This is a genomic window from Arthrobacter sp. 2RAF6 (assembly GCF_052115205.1).
GTDB lineage: Bacteria > Actinomycetota > Actinomycetes > Actinomycetales > Micrococcaceae > Arthrobacter.
This window is the reverse complement of the sequence record NZ_JBFRGF010000013.1, coordinates 71,321-85,459: the sequence shown is the minus strand read 5'-3', so window position 1 is coordinate 85,459 and position 14,139 is coordinate 71,321. Positions and strand designations below refer to the sequence as shown.

General features: G+C 64.7%; 16 protein-coding genes. 10 read left to right on the top strand and 6 right to left on the bottom strand.

Annotated features, from left to right (window positions below; translation table 11 throughout):
• Positions 1-211: 211 nt before the first annotated feature.
• The 7 genes from AB4Z38_RS11590 to fdxA all read left to right on the top strand — a co-directional run bounded on the left by AB4Z38_RS11590 (position 212) and on the right by fdxA (position 7,310).
• Positions 212-1,594, top strand: a complete 1,383-nt coding sequence (locus tag AB4Z38_RS11590; RefSeq protein WP_441429842.1) for an FAD-dependent oxidoreductase — start codon at positions 212-214, stop codon at positions 1,592-1,594.
• A complete protein-coding gene (locus tag AB4Z38_RS11585; protein ID WP_441429841.1) occupies positions 1,591-2,850 on the top strand; it encodes a CaiB/BaiF CoA transferase family protein in 1,260 nt (419 codons plus the stop codon). The genes AB4Z38_RS11590 and AB4Z38_RS11585 overlap by 4 nt, the downstream gene beginning before the upstream one ends.
• On the top strand, positions 2,847-3,674 hold the full coding sequence (locus tag AB4Z38_RS11580; RefSeq protein WP_441429840.1) for an enoyl-CoA hydratase-related protein: 828 nt from the start codon (positions 2,847-2,849) through the stop codon (positions 3,672-3,674). The genes AB4Z38_RS11585 and AB4Z38_RS11580 overlap by 4 nt, the downstream gene beginning before the upstream one ends.
• Before the next feature lie 57 nt (positions 3,675-3,731).
• Positions 3,732-4,664, top strand: coding sequence for a dihydrodipicolinate synthase family protein (locus AB4Z38_RS11575; protein ID WP_441429839.1), 933 nt, complete (start codon positions 3,732-3,734; stop codon positions 4,662-4,664).
• Positions 4,664-5,449, top strand: a complete 786-nt coding sequence (locus AB4Z38_RS11570) for an SDR family oxidoreductase (protein WP_441429838.1) — start codon at positions 4,664-4,666, stop codon at positions 5,447-5,449. Before AB4Z38_RS11575 ends, AB4Z38_RS11570 begins: the two co-directional genes overlap by 1 nt.
• 61 nt (positions 5,450-5,510) lie before the next feature.
• Complete coding sequence (locus AB4Z38_RS11565; protein ID WP_441429837.1) at positions 5,511-6,986, top strand: aldehyde dehydrogenase family protein; 1,476 nt, start codon at positions 5,511-5,513, stop codon at positions 6,984-6,986.
• 6 nt (positions 6,987-6,992) lie between these two features.
• Positions 6,993-7,310 (top strand): ferredoxin, encoded by a 318-nt coding sequence (fdxA, locus tag AB4Z38_RS11560; RefSeq protein ID WP_366178054.1) that lies wholly within the window; start codon positions 6,993-6,995, stop codon positions 7,308-7,310.
• Between the two features lie 2 nt (positions 7,311-7,312).
• On the opposite strand, the gene AB4Z38_RS11555 is transcribed toward fdxA, so the two are convergent.
• The 5 genes from AB4Z38_RS11555 to AB4Z38_RS11535 form a co-directional block, all read right to left on the bottom strand.
• Positions 7,313-7,624: a hypothetical protein gene (locus AB4Z38_RS11555; RefSeq protein ID WP_441429836.1), complete on the bottom strand. Its 312-nt coding sequence runs from the start codon at positions 7,622-7,624 to the stop codon at positions 7,313-7,315.
• A 30-nt stretch (positions 7,625-7,654) separates the two neighbouring features.
• Positions 7,655-8,662 (bottom strand): isopenicillin N synthase family dioxygenase, encoded by a 1,008-nt coding sequence (locus AB4Z38_RS11550; RefSeq protein WP_441429835.1) that lies wholly within the window; start codon positions 8,660-8,662, stop codon positions 7,655-7,657.
• A 53-nt stretch (positions 8,663-8,715) separates the two neighbouring features.
• Positions 8,716-9,063, bottom strand: a complete 348-nt coding sequence (locus AB4Z38_RS11545) for a VOC family protein (RefSeq protein WP_441429834.1) — start codon at positions 9,061-9,063, stop codon at positions 8,716-8,718.
• A gap of 74 nt (positions 9,064-9,137) precedes the next feature.
• Positions 9,138-9,434 carry a hypothetical protein gene (locus AB4Z38_RS11540; protein ID WP_441429833.1) on the bottom strand — a complete coding sequence of 99 codons (297 nt, stop codon included), beginning with the start codon at positions 9,432-9,434 and terminating at the stop codon, positions 9,138-9,140.
• A 102-nt stretch (positions 9,435-9,536) separates the two neighbouring features.
• The gene (locus AB4Z38_RS11535; RefSeq protein WP_441429832.1) at positions 9,537-9,929 is read right to left on the bottom strand and encodes a nuclear transport factor 2 family protein; all 393 of its coding nucleotides are present in this window, start codon (positions 9,927-9,929) and stop codon (positions 9,537-9,539) included.
• A 172-nt stretch (positions 9,930-10,101) separates the two neighbouring features.
• Between AB4Z38_RS11535 and AB4Z38_RS11530 the strand changes: the two genes are divergently transcribed.
• The 3 genes from AB4Z38_RS11530 to AB4Z38_RS11520 all read left to right on the top strand — a co-directional run bounded on the left by AB4Z38_RS11530 (position 10,102) and on the right by AB4Z38_RS11520 (position 12,540).
• Entirely contained in the window at positions 10,102-10,953 is an 852-nt protein-coding gene (locus AB4Z38_RS11530; RefSeq protein WP_441429831.1) for an alpha/beta hydrolase, read from the top strand.
• Positions 10,954-11,011: 58 nt separating this feature from the next.
• Positions 11,012-11,695 carry a hypothetical protein gene (locus AB4Z38_RS11525; RefSeq protein ID WP_441429830.1) on the top strand — a complete coding sequence of 228 codons (684 nt, stop codon included), beginning with the start codon at positions 11,012-11,014 and terminating at the stop codon, positions 11,693-11,695.
• A 392-nt stretch (positions 11,696-12,087) separates the two neighbouring features.
• A complete protein-coding gene (locus AB4Z38_RS11520) occupies positions 12,088-12,540 on the top strand; it encodes an Hsp20/alpha crystallin family protein (RefSeq protein ID WP_441429829.1) in 453 nt (150 codons plus the stop codon).
• Positions 12,541-12,572: 32 nt separating this feature from the next.
• Here AB4Z38_RS11520 and AB4Z38_RS11515 read toward each other — a convergent pair whose 3' ends face one another.
• Positions 12,573-14,057 (bottom strand): MFS transporter, encoded by a 1,485-nt coding sequence (locus tag AB4Z38_RS11515; RefSeq protein ID WP_441429828.1) that lies wholly within the window; start codon positions 14,055-14,057, stop codon positions 12,573-12,575.
• Positions 14,058-14,139: the final 82 nt, after the last annotated feature.

Here is a 14,139-nt window from a genome sequence, read left to right as displayed (position 1 = left end):
CCGCTCGATCCCATACACGTACGGACCCTTGGACGTCCGTCCGCAAACATCTCCACTTTCCGCGTTCAGGTTCTCCGGGACCTCTACTCGTCATGCCCTCCGCCAGGCCTGGTTCGCTGCGTGCACCGCCGTGAGCTCCTCCTGAGCACCTCGTCTATACCCCGGCAGCCGTTCCAACGGCATTCCCGCCGGGAAGTAAGGATCCTCCACCATGAACTCGTTTGCCAGCACATCGTCACTGGAACTCAGTACGACGACGGCGGATCTCACCGCGCCCGTCATCTCCCGCTCCGATGTCCTCGTGGTCGGCGGTGGGCCCGCCGGCGTGGCCGCCGCGGTCACCGCAGCACGGTCCGGCGCATCCGTCACGCTCCTGGAGCGCTACTCCTCGCTCGGTGGACTCGCCTCCGGAGGCATGGTCCTGGTGCTCGACGACATGATCAACGGCCAGGAAATCACGGTCACCGGCATCGTTTCGGAGTACGTGGAACGGCTGCAGAAGCTCGGCCTGGCAATCGTTCCGCCTGCCGATGACCGCAAGACCTCCGAGGAGCTCTGGAACAAGTGGGGCCGCTACGGCACCTTCGACTTCCACTCCCACACCAACCCCAAGCCGATTTGCTACGCCGCAGCGTTCGACCCCGACGGCTGGAAGCGGGTCTCCAACGACCTTGTCCGCGAAGCCGGCGTCAACCTCCGCCTGCACTCCTGGTTCTCCCGCCCGATCGTGGACAACGGCGTCATCAACGGCGTCATTTGCGAGACCAAGTCCGGCCCGCAGGCGTTCATGGCAGACATCGTCATCGACACGACCGGAGACATCGACGTCGCCTCCCGTGCCGGCGCCAGCCACATCAAGGACAGCTACCTCACCACCCTCGTTTTCCGCCTCGGCAACGTAGACACCGCCGCCGCAGAAGCTTTCGAACAGGCCAACCCGAAGGAAGCCCGTGCCATCAACCGCACCATCAAGCGGCTCCTCGGCGGCGCCTGGGAATTGTGGTGGCTCAAGACACCCATCGACGGCGTCGTCTGGTGCAACGCTCCCCACATGACCGGGTACGACGGCGTGGACCCGGCGGACATGACCGCCGCCGAGTTCGCCGCCCGGGACCGGATCACCGAGGCGGTCGAGTACGTCCGCGCCCACCTGCCGGGCTTTGAGAACTGCTACATGCTCGATGTCGCCTCCCAAATGGGCGTACGGCAGACCCGCCTGCTCGAGGGCGAATACGTCATGACGAAGGACGACGTCACCTCCCGCCGCCACTTCGCGGACACCGTGGCCCGCGGCCGCGATTACTACTACCCGTACCGCTCGCTGCTTCCCAAGGAAGTGGACCAGCTGCTCGTCGCCGGGCGCCACTACTCGGCCACCCCGGAAGCACAGAAGATGTCCCGGGAGATCCCGCCCTGCATGGCCATGGGCCAGGCGGTCGGCGTCGCCGCCGCGCTGGCGGTCGAGAACGGTACCCTCGTCCGCGAGGTTTCCGCGCTGGACATCCAGCAGGGCATGCGCCGGCACGGCGCGGACCCGGGCGACGTCCCGTCGTCGAACGCTACCGTCGACAGCGAAGCGGTGGTGGGGGCATGAGCACCGACACCCTTCTCGATGAGTTTGAGGAAACCACGACGGCGGCGGCCGCCGCCGCTGCCAAGCCCAACGGCATCCCGCTCCCCCTCGACGGCATCAAAATCGTGGACTTCACCCAGGTGTTCATGGGGCCGTCCTGCACGCAGCTCCTGGGTGACTACGGCGCGGACATCATCAAGGTGGAACGTCCGGGAGCGGGCGACATCTCGCGCAACTCGTTCCCGGACAAGGACGGCCAGGACAATCCCATCTTCCTGTCCATCAACCGGAACAAGCGCAGCGTTTCCGTGGATACCCGCACCGAGGAGGGCAAGGCTGTCCTCCGCCGGATTATGGCCGACGCCGACGTCGTCGTCAGCAATTTCCGTTCCGGCGTGATGGAGCGGATGGGCTTCGGCTACGAGGAACTCAAGGCCGGGAACCCCGGCATCATCTGGGCCTCCGGCACGGGCTTCGGCCCGGTGGGGCCGTACTCCCACAAGGGAGGCCAGGATGCGATCGCACAGGCTTACTCAGGCGTGATGTGGCGGCGCGAGTCCGACGACATGAAGCCGGCCATCTACCCCACCACGCTGTGCGACTACATCACGGGTATGCACCTCATGCAGGGCATCCTGCTGGCGTTGCGCACCCGGGAGACGTCCGGCGTCGGGCAAAAAGTGGAGGTGACCATGTACGACTCCATGCTGCACTTGCAGATGCAGGAGGCATGCATGCAGCTCAACCGCGGCTACGAAGTCAACTGGGGCGCCATGCCGCTGAGCGGCGTCTTTGAAACCACCGACGGCGCCGTCTGCATGGTCGGCGGTTTCACCCCCGACCCGCTGGCTCGGATTTCCGAAGCGCTGGGCCTGGACGAAGACCTCACCCAGCGGCCGGAGTTCGCCAACTTGGAGCAGCAGTTCAAGCACAAGCCGGCACTCCAGGCGATCTTCCGGGAACGCATCGCCACGAACACCACCGAGTACTGGACCAAGCAGCTGGAGAGCCAGGGGCTGCTCAATGCGCCCGTCCACACCCTGGAACAGGCCTTGGCCGATGCGCAGACGGAGGCCAACGGCATGATCGTGGAAGCCGAGCACCCGGGCGTCGGCACCGTGAAGATGCTCAATGCCCCCATTCGCCTGTCTGCTACCCCGCCTTCCATCCGGCGCGTGGCACCGCGGCTCGGCGAGCACAACGTGGAGGTCCTGTTGGAGAACGGCTTCGACGTTGAAACCATCGAGCGCCTCCAGAAATTGGGGGTACTCCGGTGACTGCTTCGACAGATGAGAAGACGATCTCAGTTCCCAACACAGTTGACGAGGTCACGCTGACCATCGAGAACCACGTGGCCACGGTAGTGATCGACCGCCAGCACGTGCTCAACGCGGTGGACGGGACGGCCCAGGCCCGGCTCAATGACATCTGGAACCAGGTCGAAGCCGATCCTGGCGTGCGCGCCGTCGTCATCACCGGCGCCGGGACGCGGGCGTTCTGCGTCGGGGCGGACATGTCCGCCTCTGCCGTGGACAAGACCGGCCTGCAGTACTGGGCCGAGCTTGACCCGAACGGTTTCGGCGGACTGAGCCTGCGGACGAGCCTGGACATTCCGGTCATTGCCCGGGTGAACGGCTATGCGCTTGGGGGCGGCATGGAGATCGTGCTCGGCGCCGACATCGTCGTCGCCGCTGACACGGCCCGCTTCGGCCTCACCGAACCGCGCGTCGGACGCTTGGCGCTCGACGGCGGCATCCACCAGCTGGTGCGCCGCGTCCCCTATACCCAAGCGATGGGCATGCTCCTCACCGGTCGGAAGGCCGAGGCTGCGGAGATGCAATCGATGGGCTTGGTCAACGAAGTGGTTCCCGCAGAGGAGCTCGACGCCGCGGTGCAGCGCTGGGTGGACCAGATCCTCGCCTGCGCGCCCAGCTCCGTCCGGGCCGTCAAGCAAATGGTCAGCAGGACCAGCCATTTGAGTGCTGCGGAAGCCCGCGGCCTCAGGTTGCCGGCACTCATGGCCGCACTCGACAGCGAAGACTCCGCCGAAGGCGTACGCGCCTTCCAGGAAAAGCGCCTGCCTGTGTGGCCGGGCCGCTGAATGCAGCACGAACAGATGCAAGACACCGAACCTCGGCACGAACGGAAGGACAATCCAATGCGGGAAGCACTAGCACCCGGCGTGTGGGGCGTCGTCGCCACGCCCTTCCAGGGCAGTACCCTCGATGTGGACACCGACAGCCTGGCCCAGTTGGTGGAGCACTATGAATCCATCGGCGCCACAGGGCTGACTATCCTGGGTGTCTTCGGAGAGGCCGCTGCCCTGACCGCAGCGGAGCGCAGCCTGGCGCTGGAAGTGGTGGTCGAAGAAACCCGATTGCCTCTCGTGGTCGGTGTGACCTCGCTCTTCACCGGCACCGCAGTCGAAGAAGTCCGGGCCGCCCAGGCCGTGGCGGGAGACCGGATCGCGGCAGTCATGGTGCAGGCAAATTCAGCACGGCCGGAGGTGGTCATCGCGCACTTGAATGCCATCCACCAGTCAACCGGCGCCAAGGTTGTCCTGCAGGACTACCCGGTGGCCAGCGGTGTCACCATCAGCACGGAAGCACTCATCTACGTGGTCCAGGCCTGCAAGTTCGTTGTCGCGGTAAAAGCCGAGGCCCCGCCCACCAGTGTGGCCATCGCCCAATTGTCGGCCGCCGTCGACGTCTCCGTGTTCGGCGGGCTGGGCGGTCAAGGGCTGCTTGACGAATTGGTGGCCGGCGCTGCCGGCGCCATGACGGGGTTCTCCTACCCGGAAGCCCTCGTGGCCTGCGTCCGCGCCTGGCAGTCGGGCGGCTACGACGCCGCCCGGGACGCATTGCTCCCGTACCTGCCGCTCATCAACTTCGAGCAGCAGGCCCGGATCGCCTTGGCGGTCCGGAAGGAGTGCTTCCGTGAGCGGGGCTTCATCAAGGACTCCGGTGTCCGCCCGCCCGCCGCTCCTTTCCCCGAGGTCCTCAGGAACGGAATGCTGACGCATCTGGCTGAAGCGGCCCGCGCTTTGGATCTCTCGCTTACCCCCACCGCCCACACAGCAGGAAGGCTCTGATGGACTTCGGAATCAGTGGAAAGACCGCATTCGTCGCCGCCTCCACAGGAGGGCTGGGACTGGCCGTCGCCCGTGGCCTCGCGGCCGAAGGCGTCCGGGTGGCCATCACCGGCCGCCGCGGCGAGCTGGCCGAAAAGATCGCGGCGGAGCTGCAGGCAGACGGCGACAGAGCCGTGGCCGTCGAAGCGGACCTCAGTACTGCGGACGGAGTGACCGCCGCCGTCGAACGCGCCGTGGAACTGCTCGGCCCCATCGACATCCTCGTCCTCAACGGCCCCGGCCCCAAGCCCGGGGCGGCAGCGAGCCTTGGCGCCGAGGACATCACGGCGGCGTTCGAGCTGCTCGTGAAACCGCACCACGCCCTTGTCTCCAAGATCCTCCCGGGGATGCGTGAGCGGCGCTGGGGACGGATCCTGGCCATTGGATCCAGCGGGATTGTCGCGCCTTTGCCCAACCTCGCCGTCTCCAACACGGGCCGCGCAGCATTGGCCGGTTACCTCAAGACCCTTGCGGCGGAGGTGGCCCTCGACGCCGTCACGGTCAACATGCTCCTGCCCGGACGCATCGCCACCGATCGCGTCGCCGAATTGGACCGGGCGGCGGCCAAACGACGCGGCACCACACCGGAGGAAATCCAACTCGAATCGCGCAAGACCATCCCTGCCCGACGCTACGGCGACCCGGAGGAGTTCGCCGCCGCCGGCGCCTTCCTCTGCAGTGCCCGCGCCTCCTACATCACCGGCGTCGCGCTTCGCTGCGACGGAGGCCTGATCCGGAGCCTCTAGGCCCCGATCACCCTCCCGAACAGCCTTCGTCCATCCCAACCGCATAAGCCAAAGGACTACCATGACCTCCACCGCCACCGAATCCGCAACGTCCACCCGCCAGGATGTTGCCGCAGCGCAGCACCTGATCAACGGCGAATGGACCGGAGAACCCGAAATCCAGCGAATCAACCCGGCCCGCCCGGATGAACTCGCGGCCCTCTCTCCACGAGGCACCGTCGACGACGTCGACGCGGCTATCGCCGCCGCTGCCGCCGCCCAGCCGGCTTGGGCTGCCCTGCCCGCACCCGCCCGAGGCGCGATCCTCATGACCGCCGGCAACCTCCTCGCAGAACGACAAAGCGCGATCTCCGAGGACCTCGTCCGCGAGGAAGGCAAGACCCTCGCCGAAGCCAAGGGAGAGGTCAAGCGCGCCTCGGACGTGCTGCGCTTCTTCGGCTCCCTGGGCTGGGCCGCCACCGGCGAAGTACTTCCCAGTGGCCTCCCGGACACCACCATCACCACCCGGCGCGAGCCGCTCGGCGTCGTCGGGCTCATCACCCCTTGGAACTTCCCCATCGCCATCCCGGCATGGAAGGCCGCCCCCGCACTCATCAGCGGTAACGCCGTGGTCATCAAACCGGCCGAACTGACCCCGCTCTCCGCGACGCACCTTGCCCACGCCCTGCAGGACGCCGGGCTTCCCGCCGGAGTCTTCAACGTGGTCCACGGCAAAGGCCGCGTGGTCGGAGACGCCCTGGCACGCGATCCCCGCATCGCCGGGCTGTCCTTCACCGGATCCACCAACGTAGGGCTCGGACTCCAGGAAATCCTGAATGCCCGCCGCGCCCGCGTCCAGCTCGAAATGGGCGGCAAGAACGGCGTCCTGGTCCTCGACGACGCCGATCCGCGGAAGGCCGCCGCGGTAGTCGCAGCCGGCGCGTTCGGACTCACAGGCCAGGCGTGCACCGCGACTTCCCGCGTCTACGTCACCCCGGGCGTCCGCGACGCGTTCCTCGAAGCTCTCGTCGCCGAGGCCGCCAGCTACACCGCCGGTGACGGTCTCGACGGCGCCAAGATGGGCGCTGTGGTGAGCAGCCAGCAGTTCGAGCAGGACCAGGCTGCGGTGCGCGCCGCCGTCGAACGCGGCGCCACCCTCCTCCACGGAGAGTACGACGGCGGCCCCTCCGGCGCGCTGCTCTTCCCGGCGGCTGTCCTCACCGATATTCCGTTTGACGACGCCGCGGTGACCGAGGAAATCTTCGGTCCGGTGGTCGCGGTCCTCGAGGTCCCCGATTACGAGGCCGGACTCGCCGCGATCAACGACTCCCGCTACGGCCTCACGGCAGGCATCTGCACCGACTCCTTGGCCCTGGCCACGGACTTCGCCGCGCGGGCGCAGGCAGGAGTGATCAAGGTCAACCGTCCCACGGCGGGCCTGGACTTGAACGTGCCGTTCGGTGGCGTGAAGGACTCCTCCACGAACACCTTCCGCGAGCAAGGCAAGTCCGCACTGGACTTCTTCACGTGGGGCAAGACCGTTTACACCGGTGTGTAGCGCGCCATGACCTACGTGATCGCGCAGCCCTGCGTCGACGTCAAGGACAAAGCCTGCATCGACGAGTGCCCGGTGGACTGCATCTACGAAGGAGAACGCTCGCTCTACATCCACCCGTCAGAATGCGTGGACTGCGGCGCCTGCGACCCCGTCTGCCCGGTCGAGGCGATCTACTACTCGGACGATGTGCCGGATGAGTGGGCGGATTATGTCCGGGCCAACGTGGAGTTCTTCGAGGAACTCGGATCCCCTCAAGGAGCATCGGCGCTGGGGAACCTCGGGCGGGACCATCCCGTGGTTGCAGCGGCACCAGTTCCGGGCTGATGTTAAGCGGCCAGCCTGGCCTGGATCGCCTGTCGAAGGGACTCCAGGCTGGGCAGGCCCGAGAGGCTCCCGGCCGTGCGGTAGACGCGACACGTCATGGCTGGTTCTGCCGTCGACGGGAAGAGGTCGATTCCGTCCACCATGAATGTCGGGGATCCGTGGAATCCGGAGGCTTCGACCTCTTCGTCGGTCAGGATCTGCCTGACCGCAATCAAGGCCGGGTCGGTCCCCTCCAGTTCCGCGGCCCGGGAGAACAGTTCCCGGGCCGCGGAACTGTGCGGACAGTCCTGGATGGTGAGCAATTCGAAGTCCATTGCCCCATTATCCGGCCCCGCACGTATAAGTCACAGCAGGTCCGCGTGATGCTCCGCCACGACGTTCGGGTGGGCCCGAAGCCGGTAGCGGAGGGCGTTGTCTCCGTAGGTTTCCAGAATCGGACTGTTCGTCGGGTCAACCGACAAGCCACGGGCTCTTGCCTGGAACTCCGGGCTCACGGCAAGCTGCGGCATGGTCGCGTCAAGTGCAGGATTGTAGAAGAAGGGAAGGGAGATCCGGTCCGTGCCTCGAAGCGGTGAGATGACGCGATGCAGGGTCGCCTTGAGGTAGCCGTTAGTGGCCAGTTCCAGCATTTCGCCGATATTGACCACGAAAGTCCCTGGCACTTGGGGTGCGTCGATCCATTTCCCTTGGTACTCGACCTGGAGACCGCCTTTCCCGGGTTCAACCAGGAGGAGCGTGAGTACGCCCCCGTCTCGGTGGGAACCCACACCCTGCTTCGGTTCCGGGTTCGACTCCCCCGGATATCGCACAATCTTGAGGACAGGAAAAGCCCGTGCGGCGAATGCCGCATCAAAGGTGTCCTCGGGCGCTCCGAGGGAAACAGCCAGGGCCCGCAACAACGCTAGTGAGATGGTGCTCAGCCGTTCGGTCCATTTTGAGACAATCCCCCGCATTTCCGGCAGCTCGGCAGGCCACAGGTTGGGCCCCTCCAGACGCCAATATTCCGCGACACCCGGGCCCGGCTCAACAGCGTCACGCTCGACGCCGATGTCGATCTGCTCGCGCCAGTCGATCCCGCCGTCCGTGAGCTCGCCGCCAACGCGGGTGTAGCCGCGGAACTGGGGGCTGTGGACATTCTCGATCGCGAGCTTTTCTTCTTCCGGCAGCTCGAAAAAGCGGCGCGACACATCGAGGATGGCATCCGTCAACTCCTGCGGGATACCGTGGCCGGCGAGGTAGAGAAAGCCAACCTCATGCATGGCATCGCGCAGTTCGTCACGGAACCGGGAGGCCTCCGCCGGGCCCGCATTCAATCGGGAGAAATCGATTACGGGCAATGTATCGAGTGTCAAAGCACTTCGTCCTTTTCGTCAAATATCGCAAGCCTGCGCGTTGTCCGGTCACTTCAGCCGGGCTGTTTGGGACGCCACACACCGAAACGGTTGCCGTGCGGGTCCAGCAGGTGCGCGAACTCGATCGCGCCGTTGTCGACAAACGGGATTGCCACGCTCGCACCGAGCGACTCGGCCCTCGCGATCGCGGCTTTCACATCGTCAACTTGCACGTAGAAGATCGCCCACGACGTTCCCTCGAGCGAGGACGTATCCCACAGCCCACCCTTGTCGCCATTCACCATCTGGTAGCTGGCGGGCGAGGGCTCACCGAAAGTCCAGTCGAAGAGCGAGCCGTAGAAAGCCCGCGCGCTCTCGGGATCGGGCGAACCGACTTCGAAGTAGTTCACTATGGACGCCATGACAGTTTCCTTTCCACTTCCCCCGCGAATGGACGGAGGCCGCCCGCGAGACCTGGGGGCGGCCTTCCGAATAGTTAGGGCATGACCTTGTAGAGATCGACGACCGTCTCTTCCGGGGGCGACTCGAATCCGCCCTCAATGCCCGCCTGCATGCGGGGCATGAGGATGCTGTCGCGGAATTTCTCCCAACTTTCCTTCGATTCATGGACGGCCATGATGGTCCAGCCACCGGCCGACGGGCCCGCGGCATGGAAAGTCTGACCGTCGGGCAGTAGCCCCTCTCCTGGGTGCACGGCGGCAATTGACGCCTCGTATTGGTCCTTGGTGCCTCCTGGGAAGAAGTGCACGACTCCGTAGGGCGCGGCTTCCATATCTGCTCCTTGCTGGTGTGGACGGGTGTGGACATGCCAAGCAATAGACCCCGCTACCCGGGATGTCAATGGGTTTTCGTGGGCGGGATCCAAATCCGACATTCAGGTCCAGAATTCGTCTGCCTTGGCCGTGTCCTCGAAGAACTCCCGGCCTTCTACAACCTTTCCGTCGCGGAGCACGAAGGAAATGGCGGTTGCAATGTCCAGGGTTTTTCCATCGCTTTCGGCGCGGGTCTGCTGGAGTCCAATTGTGTGGTTTTCTCCGCCGACGATGTCCTGGACCGCTGCCTGGAAGGTACCTTGGGAACGCGCTCCCAGCTCGCCGAAATACGCCAGGATCGCGTCGCGTCCTTGCTTCGTCCCGGACAGCACGCCATTTCCAGCTGCGTACCAGACTGCGTCCTCCGCGAACAGCTCGCTGAGTGTCGCCAGATCACCTGTGTTAAAGGCCTCGTACCCCCGCCGGACCAATTCGGCGTTTTCTGTAGCTCCCATGTCGGATACCTCTCCGTCATCCTCGTCGGTCAATGGGACGGCTTAAGGCTATTCCTGGGCAGGGTGCCTGTCGATGGAAAGCTCCAAGTCCGGGAACCCCACCAAGGTCTCCTGCGGGCAATTCAGTGGCAAGCTTGACCACAAGTGGCCGCACCCGTAGGGAGGGCAAGCCGTGATTGACACCACTGAGGCCGTTCTTCACGACGGCACCACCATCGCCATAACCATCCACGGAAACGGACGTGCCCTGATGATCCCGGCACGCTTCGCCCCCTATCCGCCGGAGGAAGCCGAAACGATGCGCCGCTGGGGCGCTGATCCGGATCTGGGACCCAATCTGGTCGAAGGACTCGCGCGATCCCACCGTGTCGTCGTCGCCGATTACGAAAGCCACCGGATGGCACACCCCGCACCCGACACCCTTACTCCAGGGAATGTCACGGCTGATCTCCTTGCCATCGCCGACGCCGCTGATGCCGCCACCTTCGCCTACTACGGCTACTCCTGGCTGGCACTCTGCGGCTTGCAACTCGCAATCCGCACTGATCGGCTTTGGGCATTGGTGATGGGCGGATTCCCACCTCTCGATGGACCATACGAGAGCATGTTGGCGGTGACCCGGGCAGCACACTCGATGTCCACACCATCCGCCGACCTGGTTCCTTCACCTAACCCTGACGTTGAGCCTGGAGACTGGGACTCGGTGCCCGTTCAAACGAACGAGGCACAAACCCGCCAATTCGTGACCCTCTACGAAGCCCTGCAAGACTTCGACGATTCCGCCGCCGAGATCCCGCCCGGTTTGCCCCGCCTTGCCTTCGCAGGGGCGGACGACCAGATCGATTACGGCCCGGCATGGGGCAACGTACACGTAAGGATCGGCGAGCCCCTGACGGCACACAAGCAAGCCCTCATTGACGCCGGTTGGGACGTCCAAGTGCTTCCCGGCCTCGACCACATCGGAGCGATGCATAGCTCGGTCGTCTTGCCTATCCTGACGGACTGGCTCCGGAAGGTCGGCTAGGCCTGCTTGCGTTGACGGACCTCTTGAGACACGTCCGGGCCGGTGGGACGATGAAGCGGTGAATCCCTTCTTCGAATTTGTCAGCCACTATTGGTGGCTGGTCTTTCCGCTGAGCGGATTGGCCGGCGGTTGGGCGCGGTCCTGGTCCAGGGCCAGCGAACGGCGGCACCGCCGTCGGGTGGAGCTTTATCAACTTAAGAACCGCGCGGCAGAAGCGGAGCACGCCAGCCAGACCGAGGTCCTGCGGCTGCAAGCGGCACACGAAGAAGTGAACCGGCGATGGCTCGAATACGAACTCGACGTCGCTAAACTCATTGATTTTCCCGTCATGTCGGATGTCCGCGAGCCGCTCACCGTGGCGTTTCTTCGCGCCAAACGGGAGGCTGACGGCTTGCGACCGGCAACTCCGGGAGAAATCACGACGGCGGCCCGGCTGGCGGAGTATCGCTCGGCCGTCCGCAGCTTCGAACTGGCGTTTGACGTGGCAGAGCGGGAAGCCAAACGCATCAAGGACGGCAATTTCACTGAGCCTGAGCGCCAGCGCCTGGCGACCGCCAGGAAGCTGCTCAGGATCGCTTCGGACAGTGCAGCGACGCCGGCGGAGCGGCAGACAGCGTACAAGCGCGCCCGGCGCGAACTGGATGGGCTGATCGTCCTGCCCGAAGCGACCATCGCTACGCTGGAAGAGAAGATCGCGGGAATGCTCGACGCACCAAAGGCTCCGGATTTCCATCAGAGCTGACAGGTGCAGTTCTTAGTGTTTGAAGCGATGAATGATCACGTACTTGTGATGCTTCCTGTGCCGGGTCTTGGAACGACGCGGAGTCAGTCCTAGAGGGGGTAACCCAAGGGCTTTCCGTCTTGCAGACAGCCGAATATTTGCGTAAATCAGGAAGAGGAAGAAGCCCAGCGATGGGATGATCAGCACGAATATCCACGGTAAATTGCCCACGTCGCGCCTCCTATCCTCAGTCTCCAGCCGAGCATAGCGGACGTCAAGATTGCGTTATTCCGTGGCGGACGCCAACCCGGCAGAGACCGAGGGGCTATCCACGGGACAATGCTAGGCGTAGCTTTCTTCTCATCCCGGCGGGTCTGTCTTGACCCGCAGCCGGTACCTACCAGGAGGTCATCATGGACAACCTATTCGGACGCGGCGGACTCGAAGTCCCGGAGCCGCTCCGACGGTTCCTTCAAGGCGAATCCGACCCCCCGCTCCGCATCGAGCAATACCAAGAGGGGGACACGCTCGTCGTCAGAGTGGATCTGCCGGGAATCGATCCCGAGACCGACGTCGACATCAGCGTCGCCGAGGACACCCTGCACATCCAGGCGCGGCGCGAGGAGGATGCCGAACGCGTGGACAAGAAGGGATACCGCACCGAGCTACGCTACGGCGAACGGTCCCGCAGCATCCCGTTGCCGCGCGGAGTGAGCCAAGACGGCATCGTAGCCACGTACGAAGATGGCGTCCTCGAGATCCGTATCCAGCTCCCCGAACAGTCAGAACCGCAGACCACGAAAATCCGCGTTGTCCGTACGGGTGGCCGCGAAGCGAATCAGCCTCCAGAGGAGCCGGGGAACTAGCTCAGGCAACTGGCCCAGCCAAGGACGCAGGTCTAAGGGCCCCCGTCCCGCCCGTTTTGCCGCCGCACTTTTTGGAGCCGCGGGCCCGGCCCCTTGCCCTGGGGCGCAGAAGCCTCCACGGGCGTGGCGGGCATTGCGAGGACCGCGACGACGGTGAGCGCGGCGCTCACGAGAACCGCGAGAAACACTGCCGCTGACGCGAATACAATCGCCTGCGAATTCTTCCCGCCACCGGGGCTGGCGCCGTAGATTGCATTGGCCACGGCGCCGAAAACAGCCACGCCAAGCGAGCTGCCAATGGAACGCGCGAAAAGGTTGGTGCCCGTCACTACTCCGCGCTCGTGCCATTCGACGCTGGACTGGGCTGCGATCAGGCTCGGGGTGGCAAGTAGCCCCAGGCCGAGCCCGGCCACAAAACAGCTCCCTGCAACGAGCACGAGGTTAGGTGTGTACGCCGTAATGGCGAGGGCCGCCGAACCGATGACCGTGACGGTGATCCCGATCAAGGCTGTGGCCCTGAAACCGATCCGAAGGTAGAAGCGGCCCGACTGCGAGGCGCTGATCGGCCAGCCGATCGTCAGGGCTGCGAGAGACAGTCCAGCCGTGACTGGCGACACCGAAAGTGCGCCTTGAAGGAAAGTGGGAACGTAGGAGGTGAGGCCAAGCACGATTGCCCCGGCTCCGAAGGAGATCAGTGCGGTCGTGGCGAGAAGGCGCCTTGAAACGACCCACGGCGGAAGGACAGGTTCAGGTGCACGTCGCTCGACCAGGACGAAGGCAACGAGCAAAACTGAACCGATGGCGAACACTGCGATGCTGATCGGAGAGTCCCAAGCCCATGCCTGGCCACCCTCCAGGGCCCCGAGGATGGTCAAGGTCAACGTGACCGTGAGAAGAGCGGCTCCAAGATAGTCGACGCGGTGCTTTACCCGTTCGATGTTCTCCTGGAACCGTTGAACCAGCATCCACGCTGCCACGAGGCACAGCGGAATGTTGACGAGGAAGATACCGCGCCAAACCCCAAGCGAAGAGAACACCCCGCCCAGTGTTGGGCCGACAACCGACGAAGTTGCCCACACGCTGGCGAGGTAGCCTTGCACTTTCGCGCGCTCGGCCAGGGTGTAGATGTCGCCGGCGATGGTAATGGCCACAGGCAGGACCGCACCGGCACCCAGGCCCTGCACCACGCGGAAGGCAATGAGCGTGGGCATGCTCCACGCTAGCCCGCAAAGGATCGATCCGAGCAGGAAGAGCCCGATACCAGTGAGGATGATCGGCTTACGGCCTGCCATGTCGGAGAGCTTCGCGTACACCGGGACCGAGACAGCCTGCGCGAGCAGGTAGGCGGAGAAGAGCCACGGGAACGAGGCGAATCCGCCGATTTCATGGACGATTGAAGGCACCGCGGTCGCCACGATCGTGGCATCGATCGCGACGAGGCCGCTCGAGAGCATCAGGGCTATGAGTACCGGGCCCCGCTTGGAACGGAAGCCTACGCCGTCGCTTTGAGTTGCCATGTCATGGCCCCGCTTGGAAACACTCTTCGCATCATTCTTGTCTGACCACGCTAGGCGCATCTGCGGTGAGACGCAATCACCA

What these genes read in the sequence shown, in the direction of transcription:
- AB4Z38_RS11565 (WP_441429837.1), top strand. Translation starts at nt 5,511, where the DNA reads ATGACCTCCACCGCCACCGAATCCGCAACGTCCACCCGCCAGGATGTT.
- AB4Z38_RS11515 (WP_441429828.1), bottom strand. Translation starts at nt 14,057, where the DNA reads ATGGCAACTCAAAGCGACGGCGTAGGCTTCCGTTCCAAGCGGGGCCCG.
- AB4Z38_RS11545 (WP_441429834.1), bottom strand. Translation starts at nt 9,063, where the DNA reads ATGGCGTCCATAGTGAACTACTTCGAAGTCGGTTCGCCCGATCCCGAG.
- AB4Z38_RS11590 (WP_441429842.1), top strand. Translation starts at nt 212, where the DNA reads ATGAACTCGTTTGCCAGCACATCGTCACTGGAACTCAGTACGACGACG.
- AB4Z38_RS11585 (WP_441429841.1), top strand. Translation starts at nt 1,591, where the DNA reads ATGAGCACCGACACCCTTCTCGATGAGTTTGAGGAAACCACGACGGCG.
- fdxA (WP_366178054.1), top strand. Translation starts at nt 6,993, where the DNA reads ATGACCTACGTGATCGCGCAGCCCTGCGTCGACGTCAAGGACAAAGCC.
- AB4Z38_RS11555 (WP_441429836.1), bottom strand. Translation starts at nt 7,624, where the DNA reads ATGGACTTCGAATTGCTCACCATCCAGGACTGTCCGCACAGTTCCGCG.
- AB4Z38_RS11575 (WP_441429839.1), top strand. Translation starts at nt 3,732, where the DNA reads ATGCGGGAAGCACTAGCACCCGGCGTGTGGGGCGTCGTCGCCACGCCC.
- AB4Z38_RS11540 (WP_441429833.1), bottom strand. Translation starts at nt 9,434, where the DNA reads ATGGAAGCCGCGCCCTACGGAGTCGTGCACTTCTTCCCAGGAGGCACC.
- AB4Z38_RS11570 (WP_441429838.1), top strand. Translation starts at nt 4,664, where the DNA reads ATGGACTTCGGAATCAGTGGAAAGACCGCATTCGTCGCCGCCTCCACA.
- AB4Z38_RS11535 (WP_441429832.1), bottom strand. Translation starts at nt 9,929, where the DNA reads ATGGGAGCTACAGAAAACGCCGAATTGGTCCGGCGGGGGTACGAGGCC.
- AB4Z38_RS11520 (WP_441429829.1), top strand. Translation starts at nt 12,088, where the DNA reads ATGGACAACCTATTCGGACGCGGCGGACTCGAAGTCCCGGAGCCGCTC.